This is a genomic window from Haloarchaeobius baliensis, assembly GCF_052060055.1.
Taxonomy (GTDB): Archaea; Halobacteriota; Halobacteria; order Halobacteriales; family Natrialbaceae; genus Haloarchaeobius; species Haloarchaeobius baliensis.
Window position 1 is genome coordinate 1,024,761 of record NZ_JBPPFR010000001.1, and the last position, 15,218, is coordinate 1,039,978.

Sequence of the window (15,218 nt, forward strand, 5' to 3'; positions counted from 1 at the left end):
CTGGGTGATAAAGTGCTGGCCTTCGGGGGTCAGTCCGCCTCGGCGACCACGTAGCCGCCGTCGACACGGTCGGCCAGCCCGAGGCGGACGAGCCAGTCGAGTTCGTTCGTGACGGTCTGGGTCCAGATGTCGGTCCAGGTGTTCGGGTTCTTGTGGCGCTCCCACTCCGGGATGGCGTCACGGACGCGCTCGAAGGTCTCCGCGGCGGTCAGTGGCCGGTCGGCGTCGCGGAGCACGCCGAGGACGTCCTCGGCACCGAAGACACCCGCGAGGAACGCCTCGCGGAGGAACTCGGTGTCGGGCTCGCGTCGGACGCGGCTGTAGCCCGACGGGCCGCGCTCGACGAGGCCCAGTCCGCGGAGGAACGTCAGCCAGGTGGCGGCGTCGTCGCGCGCGACGAGGTCGGTGCGTTCGAGGAGCCGGGCACAGCAGTCGTCCTGGCTGTCGGGGACGAGCGGGACCGCGCGCTGGGCGTCCGCGACGAACGCGAGGTCGTCGGGCGCGGCCGGGACGTGCTTGACCCTCACAGTCCGAACGAGTCCGCCAGTACCTCCTCGTCGGTCTCGCCGTACACCTCGGTGGGGCCGCCGACCACGTCGACCGTGACCTGCGCCGGCGCGAACACGCTCTCGTCGACCTCGTAGAAGTCCCAGTCGACGTCGTCGAACACCTGCTCGAACGGCTGGCCGTACGTCTCGCCGGCCGAGGAGGGAATCTCGTCGAACCGGTCGAACTCCTCCCGCACGGTCAGGTGGACCTGCCCGCCGTAGGCCAGCGCGTCGTTCGTGCGGGCCATGGCGCTCTCCTCGGAGGCGGCGACGGGTGCGACGGGCGCGGTGCCGGAGGCCGAGATCACGTCGCGCGGGTCGTAGCCCAGCTCCGAGAGCCGGAACACCGCGAGCTCGGCGGCGCGGGCGGCGATGCTGACGCTGCCGGCGAGGCTGGCGGTCCGGAAGCCGACGAGGAAGACGGAGGAGGGGTTCGTCTCGGTCATGTCGGCGACGTGCTCGGCGACGGCCTCGCCGGGGAGCGCGTCGGACTCGACGGTCAGGACGGTCAGGTCGAAGGCATCGTGGTAGCCGATCTTCCGGAACACGTCCTCGGTGCCGACGAGGGCGCGGGCGGGGCCGCTGCCCAGTCCCTCGAAGTCCCCGACGCCGACCTCCCAGCCGGCCTTCTGCGAGCAGAGCAGCGCGAGGTCCGGGTGGTCGGTCACGAGGTCGACGTACCGGAGCGGCGCACCGGCCACCTCGTCCATGCGTGTCTGCACCGTCGCCAGCCCGGCCGTCTGCATCTCGGTGAGCAGCGTGCCGGCCTCGATGCCGCCGTCGAAGTCGACGCCGAAGTCGAGCACCGTCGCCTCGTTCTCCAGTTCGTACGCGCCGACGTCGAGTACCTCCGCGAAGTCGATGGCCTCGTCCACGAGCTCGATGGCCATCCGATTGAGACTCTCCATGTGCGGGGGTTGTGCGGCTCCGCGTAAAGGGTTTCAGTTCTCCCGACGGGCGTCGGAGCTGGCTCCCGCCAGCAGTCACAGCGTGCGGGTCGGGCGCGCCGGGTTCTGGTTCGACCGCGGGGAATCGACGGGGTCGGTAGATCCGGGTCGCGTGGCGACCCGACCGACACCGCTGTGACGGTGATAGCGGAAACTAGTTGGCAGCCCCGACCCAGTGCCGAGGTGGATATGCGAAGACGAGTCGCCGCCCTCGCGCTCGCGCTCTGCCTGCTCGCTGGCCTCGCGTCCGGGACGGCACCGACGGCCCAGCAGGAGAGCGCGTTCGGACAGCCGGACGCGGTCGACCCGGACCGCGTGCTCGTGCGGGCGGATGTCCCCGAGAACGGCGACGCGACGTTCACCGTCGAGTACCGGGTCGCACTCGAGGACGAGAACGCGACCGCGGCGTTCGAGCAGCTCCGGACCGACATCGAGCAGAACACGTCGCGCTACCGCGACCGGTTCGGGGAGCGGCTCCGCCGGACCGCACGCACCGCGGAGAACACGACCGGCCGGGAGATGGCCGTCGAGAACGTCACCGTGACCGCCACGGAGGGGTTCGACGGCCGGTACGGCGTCCTCCGGTACAGCGCGACCTGGCGCGGGTTCGCCGCGGTCGACGGGAACGAGGTCCGCATCGGCGACGCCCTCGCCGGGTACTACCTCGGCGAGAACTCGACGCTCCAGATCGAGACACCGGCGGGCTACCGTGTCGCAAAGGTCGCACCGACGGCCGACACGCGCCGGGATGGCGTCGTCTCCTGGCGCGGGCCGCTCGCGTTCGCGAGCGACCGACCGGTCGTGGTCGCGAGTGCGGCGAGCGAAGGTCAGCTCCCGTTCCCGGGCTGGCTCCTCGCCGCCGGCGCGCTCGTCGTCGCCGGGACAGCCGCGTTCGGGCTCTACCGTCGACGGGCCGCGGACCCGGCGGCCGAGGACGGCCCGTCACCGACGGCGTCCCAGTCACCGGCGGCGGGCTCCGGGGAAGCCGTCGGTGACGAGGATGGCTCCCCGCCACGGGACGGAGCGAGCGAACCGGTGGCCGGTGCGGCAGCCGACGCCGACCCGATGGCCGACATCGATCCCGAGCTGCTCTCGAACGAGGAGCTCCTCGAGCAGACGCTCCGCGCCCACGGCGGGCGGATGAAACAGCAGGCGCTCGTCGACGAGCTGGACTGGAGCGAGACGAAGACCAGCCACGTCGTCAGCGACATGCGCGAGGCTGACCGGCTGGACAGCTTCCGCGTGGGCCGCGAGAACGTGCTCGTCCTCCCCGACGTGGACGAGGGGGTGTTCGAGCGGTGACCGACGGACGTGAACGGGATGAACGGTCGTCAACTGGCGTCAATCCGGCGCGAGGACCGTGGCGGTTCTTGACGGTGGGGCGACAAGGGGTGACCGTGAAGCGAACCCTGACCGTCGCCCTCGCCCTGCTGCTCGTGCTCGCGCCGGTCGTCGCCCTGGGCCACGTGGACACCGGCGGTGCGAGTGCCAGCCCCGCCAGCCCCCAGGACCCGACAGCGAACGTGTCGCCGGGCAGCCAGCTCGCCAGCGTGGTGAGCGCCGGGCAGGCGGAGGTCGACGCCGCCTACGAACAGCGGCGGCTCGCCGTGCGTCTCGCCCAGGCCGACGACGACCCCTCCCGCGCCGCCATCCTCGCCGAGACGCGCGACTCGCTCGTCGACCGACTCGCCGAGCTCCAGGACGACGTCGACGAGATCGACGACGACGAGGTCGACGACGGCGAGTACACGGCTCGCCTCGCCGGAATCGTTGCGAACGCGCGGGCCGTCCAGCAGGAGGCCCGGCGCGCCGGCGCGCTCGCGAACCGCCTCCCGAACGACCTCCGCTCCGAGTACGGTATCGGGAACGGCACGTTCGCCGGTATCCGCGAGCAGGCCGCCGCCCTCGTCGACGCCGACACCGAGGCCTACGTCACGGGCGTCGTCGGGGAGGACGTCGGCGAGGAGTTCGAGGACGAAGCGGACGACGACGAGGACGGCGAGGCCGACGGGAACGAGACGGACGGCGATGGAGGCGACAGCGACGGGACCGATGGCGACGGGACAGAGGGAGACGGAACCGACGGCGACGGTGACGGTGGCACGACGACGGACGATGGCTCGGACGGCGATGGCAGGACGACCACCGACGGTGACGGCTCTGACGGCTCGGACTCCGACGACGGCGGCAGCGATGCGGCTGTCAGGCGACTCCGGTGAGCGATCACGGCCGACGCCGCTGACCCCTGCCGCGGATGGCCGAAGTATCAGGCCGTCCGTTCTCGACGCTCACTCCGTCGAGCGACGGCGTCGCGCCTCGCGCCCGAGGTGCTCCTCGACGGCGTCGACCTTCGCGTCGGCCGTCGTCTCGACCGCCCGCTTGTCGTCGATCTTGAGGAACGTCGAGACGCGGTCGCCGTCGACCGCCTCGTGGGCCGCCTGTGCGGCCGCGAAGACGGTCGCGGCGTCGTCGGCCTCGATGGTCGTTCCCATCGGCGTCGTCTCGTAGGAGACGTCGAACTCCTCGAGCGCGGCCACCGCCTTCGCCACCTCCGACGCCATGCTCCCCTCGACGACGGGTGCGACCGACAGGAAGGCGACGGTCGTCATCAGTCGTCGGTGAGGTGGACCGTGACCATCCCGTCGAAGTTCAGCAGGAGGCGCTGGGTGAGGTCGCCGAACAGGGCCTTGCCGCTGGGGGAGCGACGCCGGCCGGAGATGAACAGGTGATCGCACTCCTGTTCCGCGGCGATGTCGAGGATCGTCTCCTCCTCGTGTCCGACGGCGGCGATGACGTCGTAGTCCACGTCGACGTCCGAGAGCGCGCGGCGGCCGACCTCTGCGGCGAGCCGCTTCGCCTCGGTCTCGGCCTCGTCGAGCGAGTAGCCGCCCGACTTGCTCTCCAGACGGGAGGACATCCGCTCGTCGTACTCCTCGTCGGGCATCACGTGGAGCAGTCGTAGCTCCGCTCCCGTGCCCGCCGCGACCACGCCTGCTTCGTGGACCAGCTCGCGTGTCGTCTCTGACTTGTTCCGGATGACAACGAGTATTCGTTCCATAGCTGACCCGTTCACGAGGCAGTTTAAAAATGGTTGTCGGTGTCGGTCGACCACACCCACGTCAGTAGTACGCACGCTCCTCGTCCGATTCGAGGTGCCGGCGGAGGAGCCACTCAGCACCCAGCCCGACGACCATCACGCCACCCGCGACGAGGACGTAGTAGACGACGACCTCCGCGACCACCGCCGCGGGCAGGATGACCAGTCCCATCACGAACGCCAGCGTCGCCAGCACGAGCAGCGGGAGCACCAGCCAGCGCATGAACACGGAGTCCTGCGCGAAGTTCCACGCCGACGACAGCCGGTTTCGTGTCATGCTGGATAGCTCTCGCCTACCGGACAAAAAACCTCGTCCTAGAGCCGGCGCTCGACCGCACGGTACGTCGCCGCGAACGACGTCGGTCCGCGGATGACCTCGGCCGCCAGCTGGAACGCGTTCAGCGTCACGTCCGTCTCCGCGCCGTCGAGGACGACCGCCCAGGTGCCGCCCTCGGGTTTCGTCCACTCGCCGTCGTGTGCCGACAGCAGCGTCTCACCGAAGTAGCTTCCCAGGGCCAGCACCGTCGTCTCGTCGGCGTCGCGCGCCTCGGCGACCTCGTCGGCCGCCGCGAGCGAGTCGAGCGACCGGTCGAGGTCGGGATGCCCGGCGGCCAGCGTCTCGGCCTGCTCGGCGAACGCGGCGGTGGGGTCGGGTCCGTCGTCGTCTGTCTCTTCGGGCGGCTCCGTCGCTGGCTCGCCCGCCTCGCTCCTCGTCGGCCCTCCCTCCGGCTCCTGCGGTCCCGCGCTGGACGTGACTGGCCCGGCGGACGGGCCCGTCTCGCCGGTCGTCGTTCCGTCCGGTGTCTCCGTCCCGCCGCGGTCGAACAGTCCCGAGAGTCGCTCGATGAAACCCATTGCTTTCATTCGGCGGTTCGAAGGGGAAAAACTTGGACCACGCAGTGAATGTGGAATCCGCCGGTAGCGACGCTCTCCCGCGATTCGTTGGCGGATTGTGATGTCTCCCCGGCTATCCTGGCGGGCCGTGCGCTGGGCTACGGCCCCCGGCCCTCGTCCTGGATGCTGCTGTAACTCGACGGCGGCACCTCCTCCTCGAAGTACGAGCGGAGGGCGGCCTTCGTCCCGACGGACGATCACCGGCCAGGAACGCGAACGCGATGGGGGCCCAGAACAGGAGCGCCCCGATCGTCGAGGACACGCTCTCCCCTTCGGGACCTCGTGGAATGAACATAGTCACAGTCAGTGCAGCGGTCGCCCGCGCCGCGCCGCGCTGCTCGTCGTGTTGCGGTCGACAGAAGTGCGCTGGCTGGGCACGGTCGCTCCACTGCGTTCCGCTCCCTGATTCAGATCCCAGTGGGATTTTTGGAATTTCGGACGACTCGCTCCGCTCGTCGTCGTGAAATTCCAAAAATGCGCTGGCTGGGATTTGAACCCAGGTTGTGACCATGGCAAGGTCACGTGATACCACTACACTACCAGCGCCCGTTCGCATTCTGAACAACTGCAGGAATAAATAAAAGGCTTCCGAATCGGTCGCCCCACGGCAGTGAGAACCACACGACGGAGGCGGGATATGGTATATTACTCTACCGCCTGCACGCGTGACGCGTAGCAGGCACCCCGACACGCAGTATCGTGTCAACGCGAAACATCCATCTGCGGGCGTGTGGGGCCGTCACAACCGGGAAAACAATCCGGCACCCTTTTAACCGATACCGGAATAACATCGGCACAGTCTAGTGACGAGGCGTCGAAGCGTCACGGCATGACAGTCAGCGTACTCGTGCCGTCGTCCCTCGTCCGGGAAGCCGAGGACAAACGCGAGGCAACTCGCAAACTCGGTTACGTCGCCCGCGCGGCGACGGTGTTCCGGGCAGATCGCCTCGTCGTCTTCGACGACGAAGACGGCGAACGGAGATGGGGCGGCGGGTTCGTAAGCACGGTACTCGCCTACGCGGCAACGCCCCCGTACCTCCGAAAGGAGGCGTGGGGGCAGCGAGGCGAACTGGAGTACGCGGGCATCCTGCCGCCGCTCCGCGCCACGTCACAGACCGGCTCCGAATCGAACGGTTCGGGGTCGTTAAGACAGGGAATCGTGACCGAGGTCGGACCTGACAGGCGCGTACGGGTCAATTGCGGCTTGCAACACCCGATCTCCCTCGTGACGCCCCCAGAAATGGGCGAACTCACGGAGGGGGAGCGCGTGACCGTCAGGGTCTCTTCGCGACGTCCGGTCCGTGCACGGCTGGTCGACGAACCCCTCCCGGGGTTCTCGGTCGAACGCATGGACCTGCAGACAGCACTCGGCCGTGAGGACGCCGGGCTCCGTATCGCGACCTCGCGCCACGGTGAACCGCTCACCGTGGGGCGACTCGCGAGCCTGGCCGGACGTGTCGAGGGCGATGGGGCGACCATCGCCTTCGGCGCGCCCGAGAGAGGGCTGCCTGCGATACTCGGATTCCCCGAGGCCGATGTACCGGCCGGCGGGGACGAGGACGCCACCGAACCCATCGGCGGGTTCGACCTTTGGCTCAACTCGATTCCGAACCAGGGCAGTGAGGTCGTTCGCACCGAAGAAGCGGTGTTCGCGACGCTCGGACTGCTCACGCTCACAGAGTGATACGATGCCACAACCAAGCAGACCACGCAAAGGTTCGCTCGGGTTCGGCCCGCGAAAGCGCGCCTCCTCGGAGGTTCCGCGCTTCTCGAGCTGGCCGGACGACGACGGACAGCCGACGCTGCAGGGATTCGCCGGCTACAAGGCCGGTATGACCCACGTGGTGATGATCAACGACGAGTCCAACTCCCCCCGCGAAGGGATGGAGGAGACCGTCCCAGTCACCATCGTGGAGACACCGCCCATGCGGGCGGTTGCCCTGCGAGCGTACGAGGACACACCCTACGGAAAGCGTCCGCTCACGGAGGTCTGGACCGACGAGTTCCACGACGAACTCGACCGCGTCCTGGACCTGCCTGAAGACGCCGACGACAACACCGACGAGCTCCACGAGGCCGTCGAAGCCGGCGACGTCGACGAGGTCCGGGCCATCACGCACACGGTCCCCTCCGACGTCTCCGGTGTGCCGAAGAAGAAGCCCGACGTGATGGAGACCCGCATCGGCGGGGGCTCCGTCCAGGACCGGGTCGACTTCGGCCTCGAACTCGTCTCCGAGGGCGGCGTCCACGAGATGAACGACACCTTCCGCGCCGGTGAGTACACCGACGTCTCCGGCGTCACGAAGGGCAAGGGCACCCAGGGCCCCGTCAAGCGCTGGGGCGTCCAGAAACGCAAGGGCAAGCACGCCCGCCAGGGATGGCGCCGGCGCATCGGTAACCTCGGCCCGTGGAACCCGAGCCGCGTTCGCTCGACGGTTCCCCAGCAGGGCCAGACCGGTTACCACCAGCGCACGGAGCTCAACAAGCGCCTCATCGACATCGGCGACGCGGAGGATGTCGACGACGTGAACGTCGACGGCGGCTTCGTCAACTACGGCGAGGTCAGCGGTCCGTTCACGCTTGTGAAGGGCTCGCTCCCGGGTCCGGACCAGCGCCTCCTGCGCTTCCGCCCGGCCATCCGACCGAACGACCAGCCGCGCCTCGACCCCGAGGTACGGTTCGTCTCCACCGCATCGAACCAGGGATAATCCATGCAGGCAACCATCTACGACCTGGACGGCGAGGAGACAGGCACGCTCGACCTGCCGGAGGTCTTCGAGAGCCGGTACCGACCGGACCTCATCCGACGTGCCGTCCGCGCCGCACAGGCCAACCGGAAACAGGACTACGGTGCCGACGAGTACGCCGGCATGCGGACGTCCGCTGAATCGTTCGGCTCCGGCCGCGGCATGGCACACGTGCCGCGGTCGAACGGCCAGGGTGCCCGCGTCCCCCAGGCAGTCGGGGGCCGCAAGGCACACCCGCCGAAGGCCGAGAAGAACCAGGGCGAGGACGTCAACACCAAGGAGCGCAAGCAGGCGTTCCGCAGTGCACTCGCCGCGACCGTCGACGCAGAGCGCGTCGCCGAGCGCGGGCACGAGTTCGACGAGGACCTCGCGCTGCCCGTCGTCGTCGCCGACGACTTCGAGGACCTGCTGAAGACCAAGGAGGTCGTCAGCTTCCTCGAGGGTCTCGGTGCCCACGACGACGTCGAGCGCGCCGACGAGGGGCGCTCCATCCGTGCCGGCCGTGGGACCACCCGTGGCCGCAAGTACAAGCAGCCGAAGTCGATCCTCTTCGTCACCTCCAGCGAGGCCGGCCCGTCGAAGGCCGCACGCAACCTCGCCGGTGTCGACGTCGCCACCGCGGCGAACGTCAACGTCGAGGACCTCGCGCCAGGTGCGCACCCGGGCCGACTGACCGTGTTCACCGAATCCGCCGTCGAGGAGGTGGCAGACCGATGAGCTCGATCATCAAGTTCCCCCTCGTGACGGAGAAGGCGATGAACGACATGGACTTCGAGAACAAGCTCCAGTTCATCGTCACCATGGACGCGACCAAGCCGGAGATCCGCGACGCCGTCGAGGACCGCTTCGAGGTCGGCGTGGAGAAGGTCAACACGCAGAACACGATGAACGGCAACAAGAAGGCCGTCGTCCGCCTCTCCGAGGACGACGACGCCCAGGAAGTCGCCTCGCGAATCGGGGTGTTCTGACACATGGGACGCAGAATCCAGGGTCAGCGCCGAGGCCGCGGTGGGCCGACGTTCCGTGCCCCCAGCCACCGGTACAAGGCTGACCTCCGACACAAGACGCCCGAAGATTCGGACGTCGTCAGCGGCACCGTCGTCGACATCGAGCACGACCCCGCCCGGTCCGCACCGGTCGTGGCGGTCGAGTTCGAGGACGGCGACCGACGCCTCGTGCTCGCGCCCGAGGGCGTCGCCGTCGGCGACGAACTGCAGGTCGGTGTCTCCGCCGAGATCGCACCCGGCAACACGCTCCCGCTCGCCGAGATCCCGGAAGGGGTCCCGGTGTGCAACATCGAGCGCCAGCCCGGTGACGGCGGCAAGTTCGCCCGCGCGTCGGGCACCAGCGCCGACCTCATCACGCACGACCGCAAGGCGACGGTCGTCCAGCTGCCCAGCGGCGAGATGAAGCGCCTCGACCCGCAGTGCCGCGCCACCGTCGGCGTGGTCGCTGGCGGTGGGCGCACGGAGAAGCCGTTCGTGAAGGCAGGCAAGAAGTACCACAAGATGAAAGCGCGCGGCACCAAGTGGCCGAACGTCCGTGGCGTGGCGATGAACGCCGTCGACCACCCGTTCGGTGGCGGTGGCCGCCAGCACCCCGGCCGACCGAAGTCCGTCTCGCGGGACGCCCCGCCGGGACGTAAGGTCGGTGACATCGCCTCCCGGAAGACCGGTCGAGGCGGAGGTGGCAAAGAATGAGTTCCGAGTACAGAACCGGCCGTGAGGGCGAGGAGTTCGCCTACCGCGGTCACACGCTCGACGAGTTGCAGGAGATGAGCATCGAAGAAGTCGCGGAACTGCTCCCCGCTCGCCAGCGGCGAAGCATCGAGCGCGGTCTCTCCGTCGAGAAGGAGAAGCTCGTGGAGAAGGCACGCGGCAAGACCGAGGAGGAGACGGCCAACAACCCGATCCGGACGCACCTGCGCGACGTGCCGGTGCTCCCGGAGTTCGTCGGCCTGACGTTCGCCGTCTACACTGGCCAGGAGTTCAAGCGCGTCAAGGTAGAGCCCGAGATGATCGGCCACTACCTCGGCGAGTTCCAGCTCACACGCTCGTCCGTCACGCACGGACAGGCCGGTATCGGCGCGACCCGCTCCTCGAAGTTCGTGCCACTGAAGTGAGGTGAACTGAATGGGAATCAACTACAGCGTCGACGCGGACCCGGACACGACGGCCAAGGCCATGCTCCGGGAGCGTCACATGAGCCACAAGCACAGCAAGGCCGTCGCTCGCGCCATCAAAGGCAAGACCGTCGACGAGGCCCGAGAGTATCTCGAGGCCGTCGTCGAGGGCGAGCGTTCGGTCCCGTTCAAACAGCACAACAGCGGCGTCGGCCACCGCAGCGACATCGATGGCTGGGACGCGGGTCGCTACCCGGAGAAGGTCTCGAAGGCCTTCCTCGACCTGCTCAGCAACGTCGTGAACAACGCGGACCAGCAGGGCTTCGACGGCGAGACGATGGAGATCGTCCACGTCGCCGCCCACAAGGTCGGCGAGTCGCCGGGCCGGAAGCCACGCGCGATGGGGCGTGCCTCGGCGTGGAACACGCCGCAGGTCGACGTCGAACTCATCGTCGAGGAGGTCGATAACTAATGGCAGACGAACACCAGTTCATCGAAGACGGACTGCAGAAGTCCCAGATCGACGAGTTCTTCGCCGAGGAGCTCGGCCGTGCGGGCTACGGCGGCATGGAGGTCGCCAAGACCCCGATGGGCACACAGATCGTGCTCAAGGCCGAGAAGCCCGGGATGGTCATCGGGAAGGGCGGCGAGAACATCCGGAAGGTAACGACCACGCTCGAGGAGCGCTTCGACCTGGACGACCCGCAGATCGACGTGCAGGAGGTCGACGAACCCGACCTCAACGCACGTATCGTCGCGGACCGTCTCGCGAACGCCCTCGAACGTGGCTGGTACTTCCGCAAGGCAGGCCACACCACGCTCGAGCGCATCATGGACGCCGGCGCCCTCGGCGCCGAGATCGTCCTCTCGGGCAAGGTCACCGGCGCCCGCTCGCGCGTCGAGAAGTTCAACGACGGCTACATCAAGCACAACGGCGAGCCAGCCGAGACCATCGTCGACGAGGGTCAGGGCGTCGCCGTGATGAAGCTCGGTACCATCGGCGTGACGGTGAAGATCATCCCGCCGGAGGCCGAGCTGCCCGACGACTTCGAGATCTACGACGACGCGGACGTCGAGGAGCTCGCACCGGAGGCCGTCGAGGCCAACGAGTCCGTCGAGGAGCTGCTCGAGGAGCCCGAGGAGGGCGAGCTCGAGGAGCTCGAAGCGGAGGCCGCCGAGGCCAGCGAGGACGACGAGACCAGCGAGGTCGAGGAGGAGGTCGTCGAAGAGGTCGTCGAGGAGACGCCCGAGGAGTTCGACGACGAAGAGGTCGAGGTGCCCGGCGACGACGACGTCGCCGAGGAGCTCGACGAACTCGACGAGGCCGTCGAAGAGGAGGCCGCCGCGATGGTCGAGGAGATGGACGCGGCAGACGACGAGGAGGAGGAGTAATCCATGGCGATCCTTCGAGCCAGCGAGATCCGAGACCTCACCCCGCGCGAGCGCGAGGAAGAGCTCGACGAACTCGAGACGGAACTGCTGAACGCGAAGGCCGTGCAGGCCGCCGGTGGTGCCCCGGAGAACCCGGGTCGCATCGGTGAGCTTCGCAAGACCATCGCGCGCATCAAGACGATCCAGCAGGAAGAAGGCGACTTCGAGGACGACGAATAATGGCGCTGACACCCGAGACGCTGCCCCGGCACGAACTCAACGGTCTGACGGTGACCGTGGTCGACGCGGCGAACCCCGACCTCGTCGGGATAGCCGGGCGTGTCGTCGTCGAGACGACGAACACGCTCCACGTCGACCCGGTCCCGGCCGGCGAGGCCACGGGCGACGCTCGGGTTCGCCAGGTGCCCAAACGCGGCACGACGTTCGAGTTTCGGCTCACAGATGAAACCGCCGACCCCGCGAAGGGGTCGGGGACCGCCTCCGAACCGGACCACCCTACCGGCGAGGACGCGGCCCACGTTACGGTGGATGGAGCCAGACTGCTCTCACGACCCGCACTGCGCACCGAAACGACAGGTGATTCGAAATGGCGATAGGACTTGACGTAACACAGCCTCCGGAACCCGAAGACCCGGAGACATACGACTACGAGAAGTGTCCGTTCTATGGCGGCCTCTCCGTTCGAGGGCAGACCCTCGAAGGCGAGGTCGTCTCGACGGACATGGAGAAGACCGTGGTCGTCGAGCGGGAGTACGACGTTCACGTACCGAAGTACGATCGGTACATGAAGCGTCGGTCGCGCGTCCCGGCACACGTGCCGGGCGTGCTCGAGCCCGAAGTCGGCGATACGGTCCGAATAGCAGAGTGCCGACCACTGTCGAAGACGAAATCGCACGTGGTCGTCGAAGTAACTTCCGAAGGAGGTGACGCCTGATGGAGGCCCTGAAGGCCGACGTCACGCAGGGCCTCGAGAAGGGGTCGCTGATCCACTGTTCCGACAACAGTGGTGCCCGCGAGCTGAAGATCATCTCGGTCTCCGGCTACCACGGCACCAAGAACCGGCACCCCAAGGCTGGCATCGGCGACAAGGTGACCGTCTCGGTGACCAAGGGGACGCCCGAAGAGCGTCGCCAGGTCAAGGAGGCAGTCATCATCCGCCAGCGCAAGCCCATCCGCCGTCCCGACGGCACGCGCGTGAAGTTCGAAGACAACGCGGCCGTCCTCGTCAACGAGAACGAGGAACCGCAGGGCTCGGAGATCAAGGGTCCCATCGCGCGTGAGGTCGCAGAGCGCTTCGGAAGCGTCGCATCCACGGCTACGATGATAGTATGACACGACAACCACGCAAACAGCGAAACAACGCCGAGCACGCGCCCCTGCACCAGAAGGGCAAGCAGCTCAACGCGACGCTGGCCGAGGACCTCCGCGAGGAGTACGGACAGCGTCGTGCCCGCATCAACGCGGGCGACACGGTCGAGGTCATGCGCGGTGACTTCGCGGGCGACGAGGGCGAGGTCCTCGACGTCGACGTGAAGGCCGGCACGATCTCGGTCGAGGAGGTCACGCTCGAGACCGCCGACGGCGAGGAAGTGCCGCGCCGTCTCGAGCCGTCGAACGTCCGCATCACGGAGCTGGACCTCGAGGACGAGGTGCGGGTCGCGCGTCTGGAAGGTGATGACGAATGACCAAGCACCAGAAGCGACTCTCCGTCCCGAAGTCCTGGCCGGTCGAGCGAAAGACCGAGACGTTCACCGTGAAGGCCGACTCCGGCCCGCACGGCGAGGCCGGCGTCCCGCTGGTCATCCTCCTGCGGGACGTGCTGGGCTACGTCGACTCGAAGAAGGAGGCCCGCTACGCCCTCAACCAGGACACCGTCCTGGTCAACGGCGTCGCGGTCTCCGACGAGCAGCGCCCCATCGGCATGTTCGACATCGTCGCGTTCACCGAGCGTGACGAGTACTACCGCGTCTTCCCCGACGAGGGCGGTCGGCTCTCGCTGACCCCCATCGAGGCGGACGCCGCGGACTCGAAGCTGGGCAAGATCGTCGGCAAGCGCCAGGTCACTGGCGGCGAGACGCAGCTCACGCTGCACGACGGACAGACGCTCCAGCTCGAGGACGCCTCCGAGTACGGCGGGAACGACTCGCTCGTCGTCTCCAACGAGGGGACCGACATCGTCGCGCACTTCCCGTACGAGGAGGGTGCGCTCGTCACGGCCGTCGCCGGCAGCCACGCTGGCGAGGTCGGCGAGATCGAGCAGATCGACGTCACTCCCGGCTCGGGCTCGAACACGGTCACCGTCACGCAGGACGACGGCCAGTTCGAGACCATCGAGGAGTACGTCGTCGTCATCGACGAGAACTTCGTCGGAGGTGACGACTGATGTCGGAGGCCGAGTTCCACAAGATGCGTGAGCCCACCATCGAGAAGGTCGTCGTCCACATGGGCGTCGGCGAGGGTGGTCGCGAGCTCGCGAACGCGGAGGACATCATCGAGGCGGTCACGGGTCAGGAGTCGGTCCGGACCAAGGCCAAGTCGACGATGCCGGACTTCGGCATCCGTCAGGGCGACCCCATCGGCACGAAGGTCACGCTTCGTGGCGAGGACGCCCACGAGTTCCTCGAGACCGCGCTCGCACTCGCGGACGTTGCCGAGACGCAGTTCGACGAGACCGGCAACTTCAGCTTCGGCATCGAGGAGCACACGGACTTCCCGTCCCAGGAGTACGACCCGAACGTCGGGATCTTCGGGCTGGACGTCACGGTCAACCTCGTCCGCCCGGGCTACCGCGTCGCCAAGCGCGACAAGCGGTCCCAGCCGATCCCGTCGAACCACCGCCTCGTCGCGGAGGACGCGATCACCTTCGTCGAGGCCAACTTCGACGTCGAGGTGACACGATGAGTGAAAGCGAAGAACTAGACACCGGCGAGCACGCCGCAAAGCGGACCGGTCAGATGGAGGAGTGCCAGCGCTGTGGCCGCAAGCAGGGCCTCGTTGGCAAGTACGACATCTGGCTGTGCCGGCAGTGCTTCCGAGAGATCGCCCGCGACATGGGCTTCAAGAAGTACCGATAACAATGACAGGTAACGACCCATTCAGCAACGCGCTCTCCGGCATCGACAACGCCGAGGGCGTCGGGCATCTCACCCACACGGTATCGCCCGCCTCCAACGAGATCGGGAGCGTGCTCGAGGTCTTCTACGACCGCGGGTACATCGACGGCTTCGAGTTCGTCGACGACGGCAAGTCCGGTCGCTTCGAGGTCGAACTGAAAGGTGCGATAAACGAATGCGGCCCCGTCAAACCGCGCTACTCCGTCGCGTCCGACGAGTTCGAGACGTGGGAGAAGCGGTTCCTGCCGGCACGCGACTACGGTGCGCTCATCGTGACGACCAGCCAGGGCGTCATGAGCCACTACGAGGCGCGCGAGCAGGGAGTCGGTGGCCAGGTTATCGCATACGTGTACTAAGA

The 15,218-nt window shown here is 67.8% G+C and carries 24 protein-coding genes, 1 tRNA gene and 1 pseudogene; 19 read left to right on the forward strand and 7 right to left on the reverse strand.

The window, feature by feature from the left end:
* Positions 1–29: 29 nt before the first annotated feature.
* Together ACSG06_RS05210 and mch are read right to left on the reverse strand one after the other, a co-directional pair.
* Complete coding sequence (locus ACSG06_RS05210; protein WP_440989209.1) at positions 30–527, reverse strand: double winged helix-containing putative transcriptional regulator; 498 nt, start codon at positions 525–527, stop codon at positions 30–32.
* Positions 524–1,456, reverse strand: coding sequence for a methenyltetrahydromethanopterin cyclohydrolase (gene mch, locus ACSG06_RS05215; RefSeq protein ID WP_440989210.1), 933 nt, complete (start codon positions 1,454–1,456; stop codon positions 524–526). Before mch ends, ACSG06_RS05210 begins: the two co-directional genes overlap by 4 nt.
* 228 nt (positions 1,457–1,684) lie before the next feature.
* Between mch and ACSG06_RS05220 the strand changes: the two genes are divergently transcribed.
* Both ACSG06_RS05220 and ACSG06_RS05225 read left to right on the forward strand, forming a co-directional pair.
* Positions 1,685–2,797: a helix-turn-helix transcriptional regulator gene (locus tag ACSG06_RS05220; protein WP_440989211.1), complete on the forward strand. Its 1,113-nt coding sequence runs from the start codon at positions 1,685–1,687 to the stop codon at positions 2,795–2,797.
* 95 nt (positions 2,798–2,892) lie between these two features.
* Positions 2,893–3,714, forward strand: a complete 822-nt coding sequence (locus ACSG06_RS05225; protein WP_440989212.1) for a hypothetical protein — start codon at positions 2,893–2,895, stop codon at positions 3,712–3,714.
* 69 nt (positions 3,715–3,783) lie between these two features.
* Here ACSG06_RS05225 and ACSG06_RS05230 read toward each other — a convergent pair whose 3' ends face one another.
* The 5 genes from ACSG06_RS05230 to ACSG06_RS05250 form a co-directional block, all read right to left on the reverse strand.
* On the reverse strand, positions 3,784–4,104 hold the full coding sequence (locus ACSG06_RS05230; RefSeq protein ID WP_440989213.1) for an MTH1187 family thiamine-binding protein: 321 nt from the start codon (positions 4,102–4,104) through the stop codon (positions 3,784–3,786).
* Complete coding sequence (locus ACSG06_RS05235) at positions 4,104–4,553, reverse strand: universal stress protein (protein WP_440989214.1); 450 nt, start codon at positions 4,551–4,553, stop codon at positions 4,104–4,106. The genes ACSG06_RS05230 and ACSG06_RS05235 overlap by 1 nt, the downstream gene beginning before the upstream one ends.
* Before the next feature lie 61 nt (positions 4,554–4,614).
* Entirely contained in the window at positions 4,615–4,869 is a 255-nt protein-coding gene (locus ACSG06_RS05240; protein ID WP_440989215.1) for a hypothetical protein, read from the reverse strand.
* A 38-nt stretch (positions 4,870–4,907) separates the two neighbouring features.
* Positions 4,908–5,447 carry a hypothetical protein gene (locus ACSG06_RS05245; RefSeq protein WP_440989216.1) on the reverse strand — a complete coding sequence of 180 codons (540 nt, stop codon included), beginning with the start codon at positions 5,445–5,447 and terminating at the stop codon, positions 4,908–4,910.
* A gap of 514 nt (positions 5,448–5,961) precedes the next feature.
* Positions 5,962–6,032, reverse strand: a tRNA-Gly gene (locus ACSG06_RS05250).
* A gap of 283 nt (positions 6,033–6,315) precedes the next feature.
* On the opposite strand from ACSG06_RS05250, the gene ACSG06_RS05255 reads away from it, so the two are divergent.
* The 17 genes and pseudogenes from ACSG06_RS05255 to ACSG06_RS05335 all read left to right on the forward strand — a co-directional run bounded on the left by ACSG06_RS05255 (position 6,316) and on the right by ACSG06_RS05335 (position 15,216).
* Positions 6,316–7,170, forward strand: coding sequence for a putative RNA uridine N3 methyltransferase (locus ACSG06_RS05255; RefSeq protein WP_440989217.1), 855 nt, complete (start codon positions 6,316–6,318; stop codon positions 7,168–7,170).
* Positions 7,171–7,174: 4 nt separating this feature from the next.
* The gene (locus ACSG06_RS05260) at positions 7,175–8,194 is read left to right on the forward strand and encodes a 50S ribosomal protein L3 (protein ID WP_440989218.1); all 1,020 of its coding nucleotides are present in this window, start codon (positions 7,175–7,177) and stop codon (positions 8,192–8,194) included.
* A 3-nt stretch (positions 8,195–8,197) separates the two neighbouring features.
* A complete protein-coding gene (gene rpl4p, locus ACSG06_RS05265) occupies positions 8,198–8,950 on the forward strand; it encodes a 50S ribosomal protein L4 (RefSeq protein ID WP_440989219.1) in 753 nt (250 codons plus the stop codon).
* Positions 8,947–9,201, forward strand: coding sequence for a 50S ribosomal protein L23 (locus tag ACSG06_RS05270; RefSeq protein WP_440989220.1), 255 nt, complete (start codon positions 8,947–8,949; stop codon positions 9,199–9,201). The genes rpl4p and ACSG06_RS05270 overlap by 4 nt, the downstream gene beginning before the upstream one ends.
* Before the next feature lie 3 nt (positions 9,202–9,204).
* Positions 9,205–9,933 (forward strand): 50S ribosomal protein L2, encoded by a 729-nt coding sequence (locus ACSG06_RS05275; RefSeq protein ID WP_440989221.1) that lies wholly within the window; start codon positions 9,205–9,207, stop codon positions 9,931–9,933.
* Entirely contained in the window at positions 9,930–10,355 is a 426-nt protein-coding gene (locus ACSG06_RS05280) for a 30S ribosomal protein S19 (RefSeq protein ID WP_440989222.1), read from the forward strand. The genes ACSG06_RS05275 and ACSG06_RS05280 overlap by 4 nt, the downstream gene beginning before the upstream one ends.
* 10 nt (positions 10,356–10,365) lie before the next feature.
* Entirely contained in the window at positions 10,366–10,827 is a 462-nt protein-coding gene (locus ACSG06_RS05285) for a 50S ribosomal protein L22 (RefSeq protein ID WP_440989223.1), read from the forward strand.
* Positions 10,827–11,747 carry a 30S ribosomal protein S3 gene (locus ACSG06_RS05290; RefSeq protein WP_440989224.1) on the forward strand — a complete coding sequence of 307 codons (921 nt, stop codon included), beginning with the start codon at positions 10,827–10,829 and terminating at the stop codon, positions 11,745–11,747. Before ACSG06_RS05285 ends, ACSG06_RS05290 begins: the two co-directional genes overlap by 1 nt.
* Before the next feature lie 3 nt (positions 11,748–11,750).
* Entirely contained in the window at positions 11,751–11,966 is a 216-nt protein-coding gene (gene rpmC, locus ACSG06_RS05295) for a 50S ribosomal protein L29 (RefSeq protein ID WP_440989225.1), read from the forward strand.
* The gene (locus ACSG06_RS05300) at positions 11,966–12,343 is read left to right on the forward strand and encodes a ribonuclease P protein component 1 (protein WP_440989226.1); all 378 of its coding nucleotides are present in this window, start codon (positions 11,966–11,968) and stop codon (positions 12,341–12,343) included. Before rpmC ends, ACSG06_RS05300 begins: the two co-directional genes overlap by 1 nt.
* Positions 12,334–12,666 (forward strand): annotated as a pseudogene (locus ACSG06_RS05305) (30S ribosomal protein S17); the annotation flags it as partial. The gene ACSG06_RS05300 and the pseudogene ACSG06_RS05305, both read left to right, overlap by 10 nt.
* 14 nt (positions 12,667–12,680) lie before the next feature.
* On the forward strand, positions 12,681–13,079 hold the full coding sequence (locus ACSG06_RS05310; RefSeq protein ID WP_440989227.1) for a 50S ribosomal protein L14: 399 nt from the start codon (positions 12,681–12,683) through the stop codon (positions 13,077–13,079).
* Positions 13,076–13,432, forward strand: coding sequence for a 50S ribosomal protein L24 (rplX, locus tag ACSG06_RS05315; protein WP_440989228.1), 357 nt, complete (start codon positions 13,076–13,078; stop codon positions 13,430–13,432). Before ACSG06_RS05310 ends, rplX begins: the two co-directional genes overlap by 4 nt.
* Positions 13,429–14,130: a 30S ribosomal protein S4e gene (locus ACSG06_RS05320; protein WP_440989229.1), complete on the forward strand. Its 702-nt coding sequence runs from the start codon at positions 13,429–13,431 to the stop codon at positions 14,128–14,130. Before rplX ends, ACSG06_RS05320 begins: the two co-directional genes overlap by 4 nt.
* Positions 14,130–14,648 carry a 50S ribosomal protein L5 gene (locus tag ACSG06_RS05325; RefSeq protein ID WP_440989230.1) on the forward strand — a complete coding sequence of 173 codons (519 nt, stop codon included), beginning with the start codon at positions 14,130–14,132 and terminating at the stop codon, positions 14,646–14,648. The genes ACSG06_RS05320 and ACSG06_RS05325 overlap by 1 nt, the downstream gene beginning before the upstream one ends.
* The gene (locus ACSG06_RS05330) at positions 14,645–14,821 is read left to right on the forward strand and encodes a 30S ribosomal protein S14 (protein WP_256297180.1); all 177 of its coding nucleotides are present in this window, start codon (positions 14,645–14,647) and stop codon (positions 14,819–14,821) included. Before ACSG06_RS05325 ends, ACSG06_RS05330 begins: the two co-directional genes overlap by 4 nt.
* Before the next feature lie 2 nt (positions 14,822–14,823).
* Positions 14,824–15,216, forward strand: a complete 393-nt coding sequence (locus ACSG06_RS05335; protein ID WP_440989231.1) for a 30S ribosomal protein S8 — start codon at positions 14,824–14,826, stop codon at positions 15,214–15,216.
* Positions 15,217–15,218 lie beyond the last annotated feature (2 nt).